The 14,666-nt window shown below is 38.6% G+C and carries 11 protein-coding genes and 3 tRNA genes; 2 read left to right on the forward strand and 12 right to left on the reverse strand.

Annotated features, from left to right (window positions below; genetic code table 11):
* Nucleotides 1-52: 52 nt before the first annotated feature.
* The 5 genes from NQ782_RS00290 to NQ782_RS00310 all read right to left on the reverse strand — a co-directional run bounded on the left by NQ782_RS00290 (nucleotide 53) and on the right by NQ782_RS00310 (nucleotide 2,146).
* Nucleotides 53-128: transfer RNA gene (locus NQ782_RS00290), tRNA-Asn, on the reverse strand.
* Between the two features lie 181 nt (nucleotides 129-309).
* Nucleotides 310-385: transfer RNA gene (locus NQ782_RS00295), tRNA-Asn, on the reverse strand.
* Between the two features lie 8 nt (nucleotides 386-393).
* A tRNA-Asn gene (locus NQ782_RS00300) sits at nucleotides 394-469 on the reverse strand.
* Between the two features lie 146 nt (nucleotides 470-615).
* On the reverse strand, nucleotides 616-1,242 hold the full coding sequence (locus NQ782_RS00305; RefSeq protein WP_000208082.1) for a superoxide dismutase: 627 nt from the start codon (nucleotides 1,240-1,242) through the stop codon (nucleotides 616-618).
* A gap of 145 nt (nucleotides 1,243-1,387) precedes the next feature.
* Nucleotides 1,388-2,146: a Nif3-like dinuclear metal center hexameric protein gene (locus NQ782_RS00310; protein WP_001284931.1), complete on the reverse strand. Its 759-nt coding sequence runs from the start codon at nucleotides 2,144-2,146 to the stop codon at nucleotides 1,388-1,390.
* 193 nt (nucleotides 2,147-2,339) lie between these two features.
* Between NQ782_RS00310 and NQ782_RS00315 the strand changes: the two genes are divergently transcribed.
* Nucleotides 2,340-3,515, forward strand: a complete 1,176-nt coding sequence (locus NQ782_RS00315; RefSeq protein WP_267581166.1) for a S1C family serine protease — start codon at nucleotides 2,340-2,342, stop codon at nucleotides 3,513-3,515.
* Nucleotides 3,516-3,564: 49 nt separating this feature from the next.
* Here the strand turns inward: NQ782_RS00315 and NQ782_RS00320 are convergent, their stop codons facing one another.
* From NQ782_RS00320 to ahcY, 6 genes are all read right to left on the reverse strand, one after another.
* Nucleotides 3,565-4,803 carry a multifunctional CCA addition/repair protein gene (locus NQ782_RS00320; protein ID WP_001198539.1) on the reverse strand — a complete coding sequence of 413 codons (1,239 nt, stop codon included), beginning with the start codon at nucleotides 4,801-4,803 and terminating at the stop codon, nucleotides 3,565-3,567.
* 91 nt (nucleotides 4,804-4,894) lie between these two features.
* Nucleotides 4,895-7,165, reverse strand: a complete 2,271-nt coding sequence (locus tag NQ782_RS00325) for an NADP-dependent malic enzyme (RefSeq protein ID WP_000342684.1) — start codon at nucleotides 7,163-7,165, stop codon at nucleotides 4,895-4,897.
* Nucleotides 7,166-7,401: 236 nt separating this feature from the next.
* Nucleotides 7,402-10,251: a bifunctional diguanylate cyclase/phosphodiesterase gene (locus NQ782_RS00330; RefSeq protein WP_000016038.1), complete on the reverse strand. Its 2,850-nt coding sequence runs from the start codon at nucleotides 10,249-10,251 to the stop codon at nucleotides 7,402-7,404.
* Between the two features lie 134 nt (nucleotides 10,252-10,385).
* Nucleotides 10,386-11,108, reverse strand: coding sequence for a 16S rRNA (uracil(1498)-N(3))-methyltransferase (locus NQ782_RS00335; RefSeq protein ID WP_057094360.1), 723 nt, complete (start codon nucleotides 11,106-11,108; stop codon nucleotides 10,386-10,388).
* 18 nt (nucleotides 11,109-11,126) lie between these two features.
* The gene (gene metF, locus NQ782_RS00340; RefSeq protein ID WP_000167013.1) at nucleotides 11,127-11,963 is read right to left on the reverse strand and encodes a methylenetetrahydrofolate reductase [NAD(P)H]; all 837 of its coding nucleotides are present in this window, start codon (nucleotides 11,961-11,963) and stop codon (nucleotides 11,127-11,129) included.
* Between the two features lie 71 nt (nucleotides 11,964-12,034).
* On the reverse strand, nucleotides 12,035-13,417 hold the full coding sequence (gene ahcY / locus NQ782_RS00345) for an adenosylhomocysteinase (RefSeq protein WP_000994845.1): 1,383 nt from the start codon (nucleotides 13,415-13,417) through the stop codon (nucleotides 12,035-12,037).
* A 221-nt stretch (nucleotides 13,418-13,638) separates the two neighbouring features.
* Between ahcY and NQ782_RS00350 the strand changes: the two genes are divergently transcribed.
* Nucleotides 13,639-14,175 (forward strand): cysteine peptidase family C39 domain-containing protein, encoded by a 537-nt coding sequence (locus NQ782_RS00350; protein WP_057094358.1) that lies wholly within the window; start codon nucleotides 13,639-13,641, stop codon nucleotides 14,173-14,175.
* 38 nt (nucleotides 14,176-14,213) lie between these two features.
* Here the strand turns inward: NQ782_RS00350 and NQ782_RS00355 are convergent, their stop codons facing one another.
* On the reverse strand, nucleotides 14,214-14,597 hold the full coding sequence (locus NQ782_RS00355) for a carboxymuconolactone decarboxylase family protein (RefSeq protein WP_000043121.1): 384 nt from the start codon (nucleotides 14,595-14,597) through the stop codon (nucleotides 14,214-14,216).
* Between the last annotated feature and the right edge of the window lie 69 nt (nucleotides 14,598-14,666).

A 14,666-nucleotide genomic window follows, 5' to 3' on the forward strand; every position in this document is an offset into this window, starting at 1 on the left:
AGACATCATACAAGTAAAAACCCACTCATGATGAGTGGGTTTTTAAGAATCTTGGCTCTCCCACCTGGGCTCGAACCAGGGACCTGCGGATTAACAGTCCGTCGCTCTACCGACTGAGCTATGGGAGAATCTGGAAAGGGATTTTAGGCAGGAAAGGGGGCGAGGTCAAGGGTTAATAATGGAATTAGTGAGAATATCTAACTGATTGGTTTAAAAATATTCGAAACATTGATTTTATTCAAAATAATAGAAAAATATTAAATGATTAGAAAAGAAAAAGCCCACAATGAATGTGGGCTTTTAGAATCTTGGCTCTCCCACCTGGGCTCGAACCAGGGACCTGCGGATTAACAGTCCGTCGCTCTACCGACTGAGCTATGGGAGATTAGTAGATGGCTCTCCAACCTGGGCTCGAACCAGGGACCTGCGGATTAACAGTCCGTCGCTCTACCGACTGAGCTATTGGAGAATCTGATGCGCATTTTATGGATGAAATCTAAAAGCGTCAATAAGAATATTAAAGAAAATGAATCGTTTGCTTGATTAATATGCTTTTGTTGTACTAAAAATAAAAAAACCACCCAAAACAGGGTGGTTTTTTATAAAGAAATAAAATTATTTCTCTACACCAGCTGGTTGGCCTGCAAGTTTTGCATTTGCATAGTCCCAGTTCACAAGGTTTTCTAAGAAAGTTGCGATGTATTTAGGACGTAAGTTACGGAAATCGATGTAGTAAGCATGTTCCCATACGTCAATTGTTAATACAGCAATTTGACCATGTGCAAGTGGAGTGTCTGCATTAGAAGTTTTAGTAATAGAAAGTTTACCGTTTACTTCATCAGCAACTAACCAAGCCCAACCTGAACCGAATTGAGTTGTTGCAGCAGCAGTAAATTCTTCTGCAAATTTTTCGTAGCTACCAAAAGCTTCGTCAATTTTAGCAGCGATTGCGCCAGTAGGCTTACCACCACCGTTTGGCTTCATGCTGTTCCAGTAGAAAGTGTGGTTCCAAACTTGAGCAGCATTGTTGAAAATACCAGCTTTAGATGCATCACCAGCAGTTGCTTTAATGATTTCTTCTAAAGTTTTACCTTCAAGGTCAGTACCTTTGATTAAGTTGTTTAAGTTAACAACATAGGTATTGTGGTGTTTATCGTGATGGTATTCTAAAGTTTCTTTACTGATATGTGGCGCTAAATCATCATAGCCATATGGAAGTGCAGGTAAAGTAATGGTTGTCATGTTCCTATTCCTTGCATTTGCTGGGTTATACAATTAAGTGGCTCTATTGTAAATGATTCTGGATGCAATAGGGCAGCCTTTTAAAGAACTATACACAATAAAGATCTAATTAATACGCATAACACAGATTGAAAAAAAGACTTAATTAAATCGGATTATTCAATTCAAAATATTCACTTTCAATAGCAAACTGCTTTGAAATTGCTTGTGCTAAACGTTGAACCCCATAACGTTCGGTTGCATGGTGACCACAGGCAAAATAATGAACGCCTAATTCTTTTGCTTCATAAAAAGTTCGTTCACTGACTTCGCCTGAAATATAAGCATCGCAACTTTGTAAAGCAGCTTTAGCAATAAAATCTTGAGCACCGCCTGTACAGAAGCCTACTTTTTGAATACTTTGTTTTTCAGCCGGTAAATGGATCACTTTAAAATCAAAACTGTTTTGTAGTTTTGCTTTAAATTCCTCTACAGAAAGCGTTTGCTCTAAATAACCGATATTACCAATTGGATGTTTCTCGGTTAGATCAAGTGGTTCTAAATTTTGTAAGTTTAGTTTTTCTGCAATAGCGATATTATTACCTAAACTCGGATGTGCATCTAAAGGCAGATGGTAAGCGACTAATGAGATATTATTTTGAATAAGTTTTTTTATACGGTTACCTCGCATACCAGTAATTGGGTACGGTTCGCCCTTCCAAAAATAACCGTGGTGTACGAGTAAGAGATCGGCATTCTGAGCAATGGCTGCATCAATTGCATCTTCAGAAGCAGTTACTGCACAAAGAATACGTTTTACTTCAGTTGAACCTTCAATTTGCAGGCCATTTGGTGCGTAATCTTTAAATTCTGCTGCTTTTAAGGTTTGGTCGCACCACTGAATAATTTCATGCAAATTTGCCATGATATTTCCTGAATTGAGTAGTAAAAGTTGCTAAAGCTATAGAAACATATTTTGTTGTGTAACTAAAGCTAGACAAATCTTTTTTGACTTTTTTATGTATATCGACATATTTAATTTAAAATGCTTAACTGAAAACTCTTTTTGTTCAATATATTAATTTAATTAAAAACTTCTTTGCGTAGAGGATATGAACGTGCGCCGCACCTTTACATGGTTACCTTGGGTGTTACTTATTATTGTAATTGCCAGTTTTATTGCATGGCAAAAATACCATCAGCCGAAACCAACTGTTGCAGTTGATGGGGTGCAAATGCCAGCTGAGAAAGTTGAGCCACTGGTTGATACTTCTCGAACGGGCGGGGTGGTGTCTTATAGTGCTGCGGTAAAAGTTGCAGCACCAGCAGTAGTTAATATTTTTACGACCCAGAAAGTTAAACAAAATCATCCTTTATTAAGTGATCCGGTATTCCGTGAATTTTTTGGAAATCAGGTTCCTGAGCAACAACAGCAAAATGAAAATAGTTTAGGTTCAGGGGTTATTGTTCGCGCCGATGGTTATATTCTCACCAATAATCATGTGATTGCTCAAGCTGACCAGATTGTGGTGGCATTACATGATGGACGTCGAGCAGAAGCTACAATTGTTGGTACCGACCCTGATACGGATTTGGCGGTTATTAAAATCGATTTAGATAAATTGCCAGTATTGCCTTTTAAGCTCAGTGGTAATGAAGTTGGTGATGTTGTTTTAGCAATTGGTAACCCATTTGGCGTAGGGCAAACTGTAACTCAAGGGATTATTTCAGCAACCGGTCGCTCTGATTTAGGTATTAATACCTATGAAGACTTTATCCAAACTGATGCTGCAATTAACCCAGGTAACTCAGGTGGCGCATTAATCGATGTGGCTGGTAACTTGATTGGTGTAAATACGGCGATTTTCTCACAATCGGGTGGCTCTTTAGGTATTGGCTTCGCGATTCCGGCAAAGGTTTGTCAGCAAGTATTAAACTCGATTTTAAAAGATGGTCGTGTTGTTCGTGGTTGGTTGGGTATTAGTTTACTTCCACCTATACAAGACGATGTATTGGCACCTAAGCAGCAAGTAGGTGTAGTGGTTGCTGATGTCTTAAAAAATGGTCCGGCAGATGCTGCAGGAATTAAAGTTGGCGATAAAATTGTTCAGGTGAATAATGAGCCGATCACTTCAGCTTCTCATTTAATTAATTATGTCGCTTTGCAAGCACCAAATAGCGAAATTAATGTTCTGGTTGAAAGAGAAGGTAAACAACAAAACTATGTGGTAACGGTAGGTGAGCGAAAAGCACAGAATACACAATCTCAGTATATTCCGCTTCCAAGACGTTAAAACCTAAATAAAAAAAGCCTCATTTTGAGGCTTTTTTTATTGTTGTTTATTAGGAGTGACTAAGACTTTGATGCTGATTTTTAAATTCAGCTAAAGCTTCAATTCGATATTGAATAAGCATTTCACCAATTTCAGCACCCTTAATGTTCTCTGGTAAATCTTGAACTTTAATGGAGCGAACAATTTGCATGGCTTCACGCATGTATTGAGCTTGAGGATATGGACGATCTTCTAGTCCTAATCTGCCTTTTGCATCACACTCGCAGGCTTGTACAAAAGCTTCCACTCTTTCTGGGCGACGTAAAACATCTAAGCGTTGCAATAGACGCCATAAAGTACCAGGTTTCAAGGACATAATCTGATGACATTTTAAATGTTCTTTGCACACTGATAATGCCAATTGTTTGGTCTGTGTCGGAACTCTTAAACGTTCACATAATTGGGTAACTGGCTTAATTCCACGTTCTTCATGCATGATATGACGAGGAAGTTCTTCAGCTGGAGTGAGGGCCTTACCAAGATCATGCACTAAAACAGCGAAACGTACATCAAGCGAGTAGTTCGACTTACAAGCTTGCTGTAATGACATTAAAGTATGAATGCCACAATCCACTTCAGGATGATATTCGGGGCGTTGAGGCACACCGAATAAAGCATCAATCTCAGGGAAAAGATGTTTTAAGGCCCCACAATCACGCAAAGTTTGGAAATAAATATCGGCATGATTTTCCATTAAAGCGCGTGAAGTTTCTTTCCAGACGCGCTCTGGTGTTAGTGCATCAAGTTCACCTGAATCTGCCATGGTTTGCATAAGTTGCAATGTCTCTGGCGCAATTTGAAAACCATATGGGAAATATCGGGCGGCAAAACGTGCGACTCGCAATACCCGTAGAGGGTCTTCAGCAAAAGCTTCTGAAACGTGGCGCAGAATTTTATTTTCTAAGTCGTTTTGGCCACCATATGGATCATATATTTTACCGTCTTGATCCATTGCAATCGCATTAATGGTTAAGTCTCGACGAATTAAGTCATCTTCTAAACTAACGGTTGTATCAGTAAAGAATTGAAACCCGTGATATCCCTGTCCAGACTTTCGTTCGGTTCGTGCAAGTGCGTATTCTTCTTTGGTTTCGGGATGAAGAAATACAGGGAAATCTTTGCCTACAGGTTGAAAACCTTGGGCGAGCATGTGTTCCGGCGTTGCACCGACCACAACATAGTCTTTTTCTTGATAGGGATGCCCAAGTAAATAATCTCGAACAGCACCGCCTACTAAATACACTTGCATGAAAAAACCTCTATTCTTCAAGCAATCATGCTACAGAATAGAGGTTTTCTCAAGTCATTAGAAAGGCTTTTCGTAAAAAGCGGTTTCTAAATTACTTTTCTTGCTGTTGAATTTCAGCAACTGTTAAAGCAGTCATATTGATAAGACGGCGAGTCGTCGCTGTCGGAGTCAAAATATGAACTGGTTTAGCAGCACCTAGCAAAATTGGACCAATTGTTACGTTGTTACCAGAAGTTGCTTTTAACAAGTTGAACGAAATATTTGCTGCATCTAGGTTCGGCATAATCAACAAGTTCGCTGAACCTTTGAAACGAGAACCAGGGAATGCAAAATGACGAATATTTTCGTCTAATGCTGCATCACCATGCATTTCACCTTCAACTTCAAGCTCTGGAGCTTGCTCAGATAAAATACGATAAACTTCACGCATTTTTTGAGCGCTTGAGTCTGTCTGGTCACTACCGAAGCTTGAATGAGAAAGTAGCGCGACGCGTGGTGTAATACCAAAGCGACGTACTTCTTCAGCCGCTAAAATAGTCATTTCAGCAAGTTGTTCAGCAGTAGGATTAGTGTTTACATAAGTATCAGCAATAAACAAGTTGCGATCTTCAAGCATTAATGCATTAAGCGTGAAGAAGTTGTTCATGCCTTCTTTAAGACCAATTACATTACGTACGAAGTCAAGGTGGATGTTGTAGCTACTGTAAGTACCACATAACATACCATCTGCTTTGCCAAACTTAACTAGAAGCGCAGCAATGAGTGTTGAACGACGGCGAGCTTCACGTTGAGCATATTCAACAGTGATGCCTTTGCGTTGCATAGTTTGATAGTAGTCTTTCCAGAACTCTTCGTATAACGGATTTTGTTCTTGATCTACAATTTCGATATTTACGCCGTGTTGTAAACGTAAGCCTAATTTTTTGATGTTTGCTTCAATGACTGCTGTACGACCAACTAAGATTGGTTTAGCTAAATCTTCATCAACTGCAATTTGAACAGCACGTAATACGCGCTCATCTTCACCTTCAGCGTATGCAATACGTTTAGGATCTGTTTTTGCTTGAGCAAAAATCGGTTTCATCAAGAATGCTGAGTTATAAACAAACTCAGAAAGTTTTTGACGATATGCAGAGAAATCTTCGATAGGACGAGTTGCAACACCTGAATCCATTGCTGCTTTAGCAACAGCAGGCGCAATTTCTAAAATCAAACGTTGATCAAGTGGACGTGGAATTAAGTAGTCACGACCAAATGAAGCAGATTTTTCACCATAAGTAGCTGCGTCAGCTTCTACGTGAGCCATACGTGCAATTGCATGTACACATGCAATTTTCATATCTTCGTTAATTGTTGTAGCACCTACATCAAGTGCACCACGGAAGATATAAGGGAAACATAAAGCATTGTTTACTTGGTTCGGGTAGTCCGAACGACCAGTTGCCATGATTACATCTGGACGTACTTCATGTGCATGTTCAGGCAGAATTTCTGGATCCGGGTTTGCTAATGCAAAAATAATCGGATTTTCAGCCATTTGTTTCACCATATCTTTGGTGAGAATACCGGCAGCTGAAAGACCTAAGAACATATCCGCGCCAGCCATTACTTCATGTAATTGGGTCGCTTTAATGTCTTGTACATAACGTTTTTTCGATTCATCCAAGCCTTCACGTGAAGTTGTAAGAAGACCACGAGAATCGGCAACAATGATGTTTTCTTTATTTACGCCTAAAGCACAAAGTAAATCTAAACAAGAAAGGGCAGCAGCACCTGCACCTGAAGCAACGATTTTGATTTCTTCAATTTTCTTATTAACGATTTGTAGAGCATTTAATAATGCTGAACCTACAATAATACTTGTTCCGTGTTGGTCATCATGGAACACAGGAATTTTCATGCGTTCACGAAGTTTCTTTTCAATGTAGAAACATTCAGGCGCTTTGATATCTTCAAGGTTAATACCGCCGAAAGTTGGTTCTAATGAAGCAACAATATCAACGATTTTATCTGGATCGTTTTCAGCAATTTCAATATCAAATACATCGACACCAGCGAACTTTTTGAACAGAACGCCTTTACCTTCCATTACCGGTTTAGAAGCTAATGGACCAATATTACCTAAACCAAGAACCGCAGTACCGTTACTGACAACAGCAACCAAGTTACCACGCGCTGTATATTTTGCAGCAGCCGAAGGATCACGTTCAATCTCTAAACATGGAGCAGCAACCCCTGGTGAATAAGCTAGAGCCAAATCTCGTTGGTTGACAAGTTGCTTACTTGGCGTGACGCTGATTTTCCCTGGATTTGGATATTCGTGGTAATTTAAAGCGGCCTGTTTTAAAGATTGATCGTCCATCTGAGTCTCTATTGATACAAAAAAGCAAACTAGTCAAGTTGCTCACAAAGGTTGGTAATTTATCTGCCTACTATGTACAAAATTATATCAAGTAACATAATAGGTAGACGAATGGCCAATAGCCTCATGGTGAGCTAAATGCTAAAGAATATAACACTACTTCTCTATTTCTCACAGTCAAAAACGCTCATTTTTGGAAAAACCAGCGCATGTAAAATAGACTGTTAAAACAATTATCAAATATGCGTATTTGTTTGTAGATATTGAAGAATCTGATTTGGATGAAGTGGACGGCTAAAGAAAAAGCCTTGTAAAAAATCACATTGCTGCTTTTGTAGATAAATAACTTGTTCTTCGGTTTCCACACCTTCTGCAACTAGCTTTAATCCCATGCTTTTACCCATCGCAATCATCGCATTCACAATTGCTTCTTGTTTTTGATCACCGATTTTCGAAACAAAGGCCCGGTCAATTTTTAAAACATCGATTGGGTATTCTGTTAAATAAGCTAGCGATGAATATCCAGTGCCAAAATCATCTAGTGCAATTGAAATATTACGTTCTTTAATGGAGTGCAATAGTTTTTTTACATTGTCAGTATTATCTAATAAAGCAGATTCCGTGATTTCTAGTTCTAAATTTGAACCATCAAGATGATATGTGTCTAAAACTTCGTCTAAATCACTGAGTAAAAGACCTCGATGAATTTGTTGAGCAACAATATTTACAGAAACTCGGACATCGGCATAGCCAGCTTTTTTCCATTCTTGTAGCTGTTTGCCAACTTTATCTAAAACAACTTTACCAATATCGGAAATAAGGCTACTACGTTCAGCAAAAGGAATGAACATATTTGGCATAACTAACCCTTTTTCAGGATGCTGCCAGCGAATGAGGGCTTCAAAACCTTTAATCGATTTGTCATTTAAATTAATTTTTGGTTGGTAATACACAACAAATTCATCATTTTGAATGGCTTTACGCAACTCTTGTTCTAAGTCTGCTGTCTTGTATGGGTTTGTAGTTTTATTACAGTAATAGCTGATAGTATTGCCACCTAAACGTTTTGCTTCCGACAACGCTTGTTCGGCATGATTGTTGAGGTGATCAATTTGCCGGCCATGCTCAGGGAAACAAGCAACCCCAATAGAAGCTGTAATGAAATATTCTTGTTCATCAATATAAAAAGGCGCATTTAAAGCTTGTAATATATTTTGGCAATATTGCTCAATGTTGGGATGAATAGGTGATATTTCATAAATAATTGCAAAATCATCGCCGTTTAAGTAAGCCACTAAAATTGCATTGATATTGGTCAGTCGTAGTCGCTGTGCAAATTGTTTAAGTAACTCATCCCCACTATCATTATTTAGAAACTCATTAAATGCTCTAAATCTATCGATATTAATACGTATTAAAGCCAAATTTTTAAAACTATAAGATGGATTAACAAGATATTGATGTAATTGATTATAATAGTAAAAGCGGTTAGGAAGGTGAGTCAAACTATCATAGTTTTTTAAATAAGATAAATGCTGCTCTTGTCGCTTTTGGTCGGTTAAATCACGTGCAAAACCAATATAATTAATAATCTGGTTGTACTCATCTTTAACTGCATTAATATGAAGCCATAAATAGACACTTTTACCCGATGTAAACTTTTCATCAAATTGGCCCATATATTCGCCAGTTTTTAGAAGTTGTTGAGTAATGGAGTCGTGAAATTGTTGTTGCTGTAGCTTCTGATTTATTGTGATATTAAATAGCTGCTGACTTAATAATTCAGATTTTGAAAAGCCAGTTAATTTCTCATAATAGGGGTTAACTTCAATATAGTTGAGTTTTTCATCTAGAATAAAAATTCCTTCAGCTGCCTGCTCAAGCACAATCGCAGAAAGTCTCAAATGTTCTTGATCTTTTTTTTCCTGATGAATATCTCTGGTCATTCCGACCATACGTAAAGCTTTATTAGTTTTAGGATCACGGCTAATGACACGTCCTACGTCATGAATCCAACGCCACGAACCATTACGACGTAGAATACGGAAGGTAATATTGAAGTGATCAGATTTTCCTTCCAAGTGTTCTTTTAAACGTTCATCAAATAACTTTCGGTCATTGGGATGAATGCGCTCTAAAATTGACTTGAGGTGTAAAGGAGTATTTTGAGTTTGTTTTTGTTGATCAAAAAACGTTATTTCTAATTTTTGTTTCTCAATATCCCAATCCCACGGTCGGATACCTGCTGTTTCATGTGCAAATGCTAAATTATGATGATGGCTTTCAAGCCTCTCATTCATTTTAGTGAGGTCATATGTCCTTTCCCGAACCTTTTGTTCGAGCAAATGATTATTAAATTGAAGCTGTGCTTCAATATCTTTAGATTTATTTACTTCTTGTTGGAGCTGTACACATAACTCTTCAGCCCATTGAGTATGCTGTTCTGCTACTTGAACAAGTTGTTTATTTTTAAATAATAGTTGAGAAATTTTTTGATAGTTACGCTGAGTTGCATAAGCACAAAGTAAAGTTGCGACGAAAGCTAAATTATACGCAAAGTAAAAGGGGAGTTGGGTGATTTGAGAGTGAGTAAACTGTCCAATAATGAGTGGAACTGTACTTGGAATAAAGAGTAAATAAAAATATCGAGGTTGTTGAGTTAAAAATGTAAGACCAATTATGTGAGCTGAGGTAATAAATAATGCTATGAGGATATGAACATCAGAAACAGATATTAAAGTGTCAGGAAGGGAAAAATGCAGAACAATGATATTTATTCCCATTAAAATTCCAGACGCCAAACAAATGCCTTGTAGCACTAAATCTGTTTTCTTAATGAAATGAATATCACGATAATGTGTTAATAGCTTTGGGACAAATAATAGACAAGTAAGCGTCAAAATAGTAAAGCCAATTGACCAAATAAAGTTTGTAATGTAAGAAGTAAAGTAACAAAAGAAAATAATAGCTGAAATTAGGCACAGTAAAATTAGGCTAACAAGATACCAGCGGATATATTGAATTGAGAGGCGAAGCTGCTCAATTTTTGTTTGATGCTGTAAATATTCTTCCTGAAGGCCAGACATAAGATTTTTCTATCCTATTTTTTTACATTTATACAGAAAGAATCTGATTTATCAGTGGAAAAAAATTTAAATTAATATTCATACTGTAAAAGTAAGTTAACTTTAATTGTTGATTTAATCAATGTTCAATAAGTTTATATGGATAAAAACCGATAATTTAAAATAGATAATGCTACAACAGGTGCAGTTTCAGTACGTAATACACGGTCCCCAATACACCAGTTCATAAATCCAGCTTGATTGGCTTGCGTAATTTCATTGTCACTTAAACCACCCTCAGGACCAATTAAGAGGGCTAGTTCAGGTTGTATCCCTGCCAATACATCTTTTTGCTCTTTTTCAGGAGCCAAAACAAATTTAGATGCAGGAAGGTCGGATGAGTTTAACCATTCATGAAGAGCAATAGGTGCTAAAACTTCTGGAACTAAATTGAGTCCACATTGCTCACATGCTGCAATTGCAACAGCTTGCCAATGATCTAATTTTTTTTGATCGCGGTCGTATTTCAAACGCATTTCGCAACGTTCACTGGTCAAGAGCTGAATCTTACTGATGCCAAGTTCAGTTGCTTTCTGAATGGCATAATCCATTCGGTCACCTTTACTCATGACCTGACCAAGAATGGCTTTAAATGGGGCATTACGGTTTACAGGATTAAAATTCTCAATAGTGACAAACGCATTTTTTTTATTAATTTCGGTCAATGTCGCGAGATACTCACCACCTTGCCCATTAAATAGTGTGGCTTGTTCTTGTAATTGTGCGCGTAAAACACGTACCCAATGATGGAAGACTGATTCAGTTAGTTGAATTGTTGAGCCAACTGTAAGTTCAGTTTCGATAAAAAAACGATTCATTGGGTACGCCTTACAAAATTAATTTAAACCAAGGTCAACAACAAGCTGACGAGTTGGTTCGACTTGGTTCATTGAGTAAAAGTGTAAGCTTGGTGCACCACCTGCAATGAGGCGTTCGCATAGCTTAACAACAACTTCATGACCAAAAGCTTTAATACTTTCACTGTCATCGCCATAGGCTTGTAATTGCTTACGAATCCAGCGAGGAATTTCAGCACCAGTACCATCTGCAAAGCGAATTAAATTACTTGCATTGGTAATAGGCATGATACCAGGAGCGACTGGAATGTTAATTCCAGCTTTATCCAAACGCTCTATAAAATAAAAGTATGAGTCTGGATTAAAGAAGAATTGAGTAATTCCCGCATTAGCACCAGCTTGTACTTTTTCAATAAAACGTTGGATATCTGAGTCGAGGCTTTCGGCTTGAGGATGCATTTCTGGATAAGCCGCAACTTCAATATGAAAGTGGTCGCCTGAGTGCTCACGAATAAAACGTACTAAATCTTGAGCATAAGGAAGTTCGCCAAGACCAACCTGTCCAGATGGTAAGTCACCACGTAAAGCGACAATACGGTCAATGCCTTGAGCTTTGTATAAATCGAGTAGTTCAGCAATACGCGTCTTATCATCACCAATACAAGAAAGGTGAGGGGCAACAGGAGTGCCTTTACCATTGAAATCTTCAATAGCAGCAAGTGTGCGTTCACGAGTAGAACCACCAGCACCATAAGTAATCGAGAAAAACTCTGGATTTAATTGCTGTAATTCTTGGTGAACAATACGAAGTTTTTCAGCACCGGCATCAGTTTTTGGCGGAAAAAACTCAAAAGAAATAGGTGTACGTTTAGTCATGTCAAATCCTTGTAAACAGCGAAACATTTTTAGAAAAAAGGGCAGTCGGTTCACCGTCTGCCCTTATGTTCTTAGTATTTGTAAGCGTCAGATTTGAATGGCCCCTCAACAGCAACGCCTAAATAATCAGCTTGCTCTTGAGTTAACTGAGTGAGTACACCACCGAAACCTGCAACCATTGCAGCAGCAACTTCTTCGTCAAGTTTCTTAGGAAGAACTTCTACGCGAATTTTTGCAGCTTTTTCACTTGCAGGTAGGTCGGCAAATTTCTCTTGGAATAAGTGAATTTGACCTAAAACTTGGTTAGCAAAAGAACCGTCCATAACACGTGATGGGTGACCAGTTGCATTACCTAAGTTTACAAGGCGGCCTTCAGAAAGAAGGATAAGATAGTTGTTTTCGTCTTCTGAACGATAAACTTGGTGAACTTGTGGCTTAACTTCAACCCACTTGTAACCACGTAAATAAGCCGTGTCGATTTCTGTATCGAAGTGACCGATGTTACATACAACTGCACCAGCTTTTAAGCTGTCTAACATCGCTGCATCACACACATGGTAGTTACCAGTTGTTGTTACAACAAGGTCAGTGTTGCCAAGAAGATCGTGGTTAATATCTTCTTTTTTACCTGTTTGTACGCCGTTTTTGTATGGAGATACAACTTCATAACCATCCATACATGCTTGCATTGCACAAATTGGGTCAACTTCAGTTACACGAACGATCATGCCTTCTTGACGTAAAGATTGAGCAGAACCTTTACCTACGTCACCGTAACCGATCACAAGCGCACGACGGCCAGATAAAAGCATATCTGTTGCACGTTTGATTGCGTCATTTAATGAGTGACGGCAACCATATTTGTTGTCGTTTTTAGACTTAGTAACAGAGTCATTTACGTTGATTGCCGGTACTTTTAAAGTGCCGTCTTTCCACATTTCGATAAGACGTTGAACACCTGTTGTGGTTTCTTCGGTAATACCGTGAATGCGCTCTAAAAGTGCAGGATATTTTTCATGAACAAGAGCAGTTAAGTCACCGCCATCATCCAAGATCATGTTGGCATCCCAAGGTTGGCCATTTACATTGATTTGTTGTTCAAGACACCATACATATTCTTCTTCAGTTTCACCTTTCCAAGCAAAAACTGGAATACCGCGAGCAGCAATTGCAGCAGCAGCGTGGTCTTGAGTCGAGAAGATATTACAAGATGTCCAGCGAACTTCAGCACCTAATTCAACAAGCGTTTCAATAAGAACCGCTGTTTGAATGGTCATGTGGATACAGCCAAGAATTTTTGCGCCAGCAAGTGGTTTAGAAGCTGCATAGCGTTTACGTAAGCCGATCAAAGCTGGCATTTCTGCTTCAGCAAGTTTGATTTCTTTACGACCGTAGTCAGCAAGTGAGATGTCAGCAACTTTGTAATCTGTAAATGAAGCATTAACCGCGTTCATCAGGATCTCCTAGGAAAAAATAGTATTGATCATTCTGTTCGCGGATGCCGTTGTTGGTTAAAACGAGTGTTTAACCGATCGTCGAGCCTGGCAAAATGATCTTTAGTGCCGATCATTTGTCGCAGCATCCCTCGACTAGCGAAACATTGTACTTGGAAAAGCTTTTAGTGCCAATCCAGTTTTGTTTATTATCTGCGTAATTACGACTTTAGATTTAAATTATGGCCTTAAATATTCCCGAATCTTTGGCAAACCTCGAAGCGAACTGTGGCCTTTTTGCAGTTTGGATGGTACTTCAACATCATGGAGTGCAAATTGATGTCGCTGAGCTAATTAAAGTTTGCCGTTATGACGATGAAGGAACTTATACGATTGCTTTAGCCGTTGCTTTAAAAAAGTTGGGCTTTGAGGTGTCATTTTACTCAGATCATGATCCTAACATTAGCTCAAGCGAACGCATGAGCTATAAAGAAGCAAAGGTATTAAGAATACCAACTGGGCCAGCGCTGAGCTATCAAGATATTCAAACAGAGACGCAAAATGGAAAAATGGTGATTGTGTACTACGACACTTTAGAAGGGGTAGGGAATCAGTCACTCATTTATTCTATAGATCAAAATGAAATCTGCTTTTTTGATAGTTTTGAGCCGATGTCGGCAGCAGTTTTTGAGAATCAACGTAAAGCAGAAGGTATTTGCCGTCAGGCTGTCGTGATTGGTGATCGTAATTTAAATATTCATTCGACTAAATTGAATTAAATTTAAATGAGCCAGTAAAGTGCTGGCTCATACTGAAGTTATTGTTGTTGATATTCTTGAATGACTTCTAACGCAGCCCGGAAAGCTTCCTGAGTAGCAGGGGCACCGCAATATGGCAGGCTATGCAATAAAGTTTCCTGAATTTCTTCAACTGTACAACCATTGTTGAGTGCACCACGAACATGGCCCTTGAGCTCTGTTGGTGATTTGAGTGCAGTTAACATTGCCAAAGTAATTAATGAGCGATATTTACGTGGCAGCACACCTTCACGTTGCCAAGTCGATCCCCATGCATGTTCATTAATCCAGTCTTGTAAAGGCTGGGTAAAGGGCACGGTATTTTCTTGGGCACGTTTTACAAAAGCTTCTCCCATCACTTCTGTGCGAACTTTTAATCCATTTTCGTAATCTTGCTTAGACATTAATTTCTCCTAAAAATAAAAGCGTCGAGTGACGCTTTTATGGCTGTTTATTAATTAATGCGATTCAAA

The organism is Acinetobacter sp. BD54 (assembly GCF_044778325.1).
In the GTDB taxonomy this organism is placed as follows: Bacteria; Pseudomonadota; Gammaproteobacteria; order Pseudomonadales; family Moraxellaceae; genus Acinetobacter; species Acinetobacter baumannii.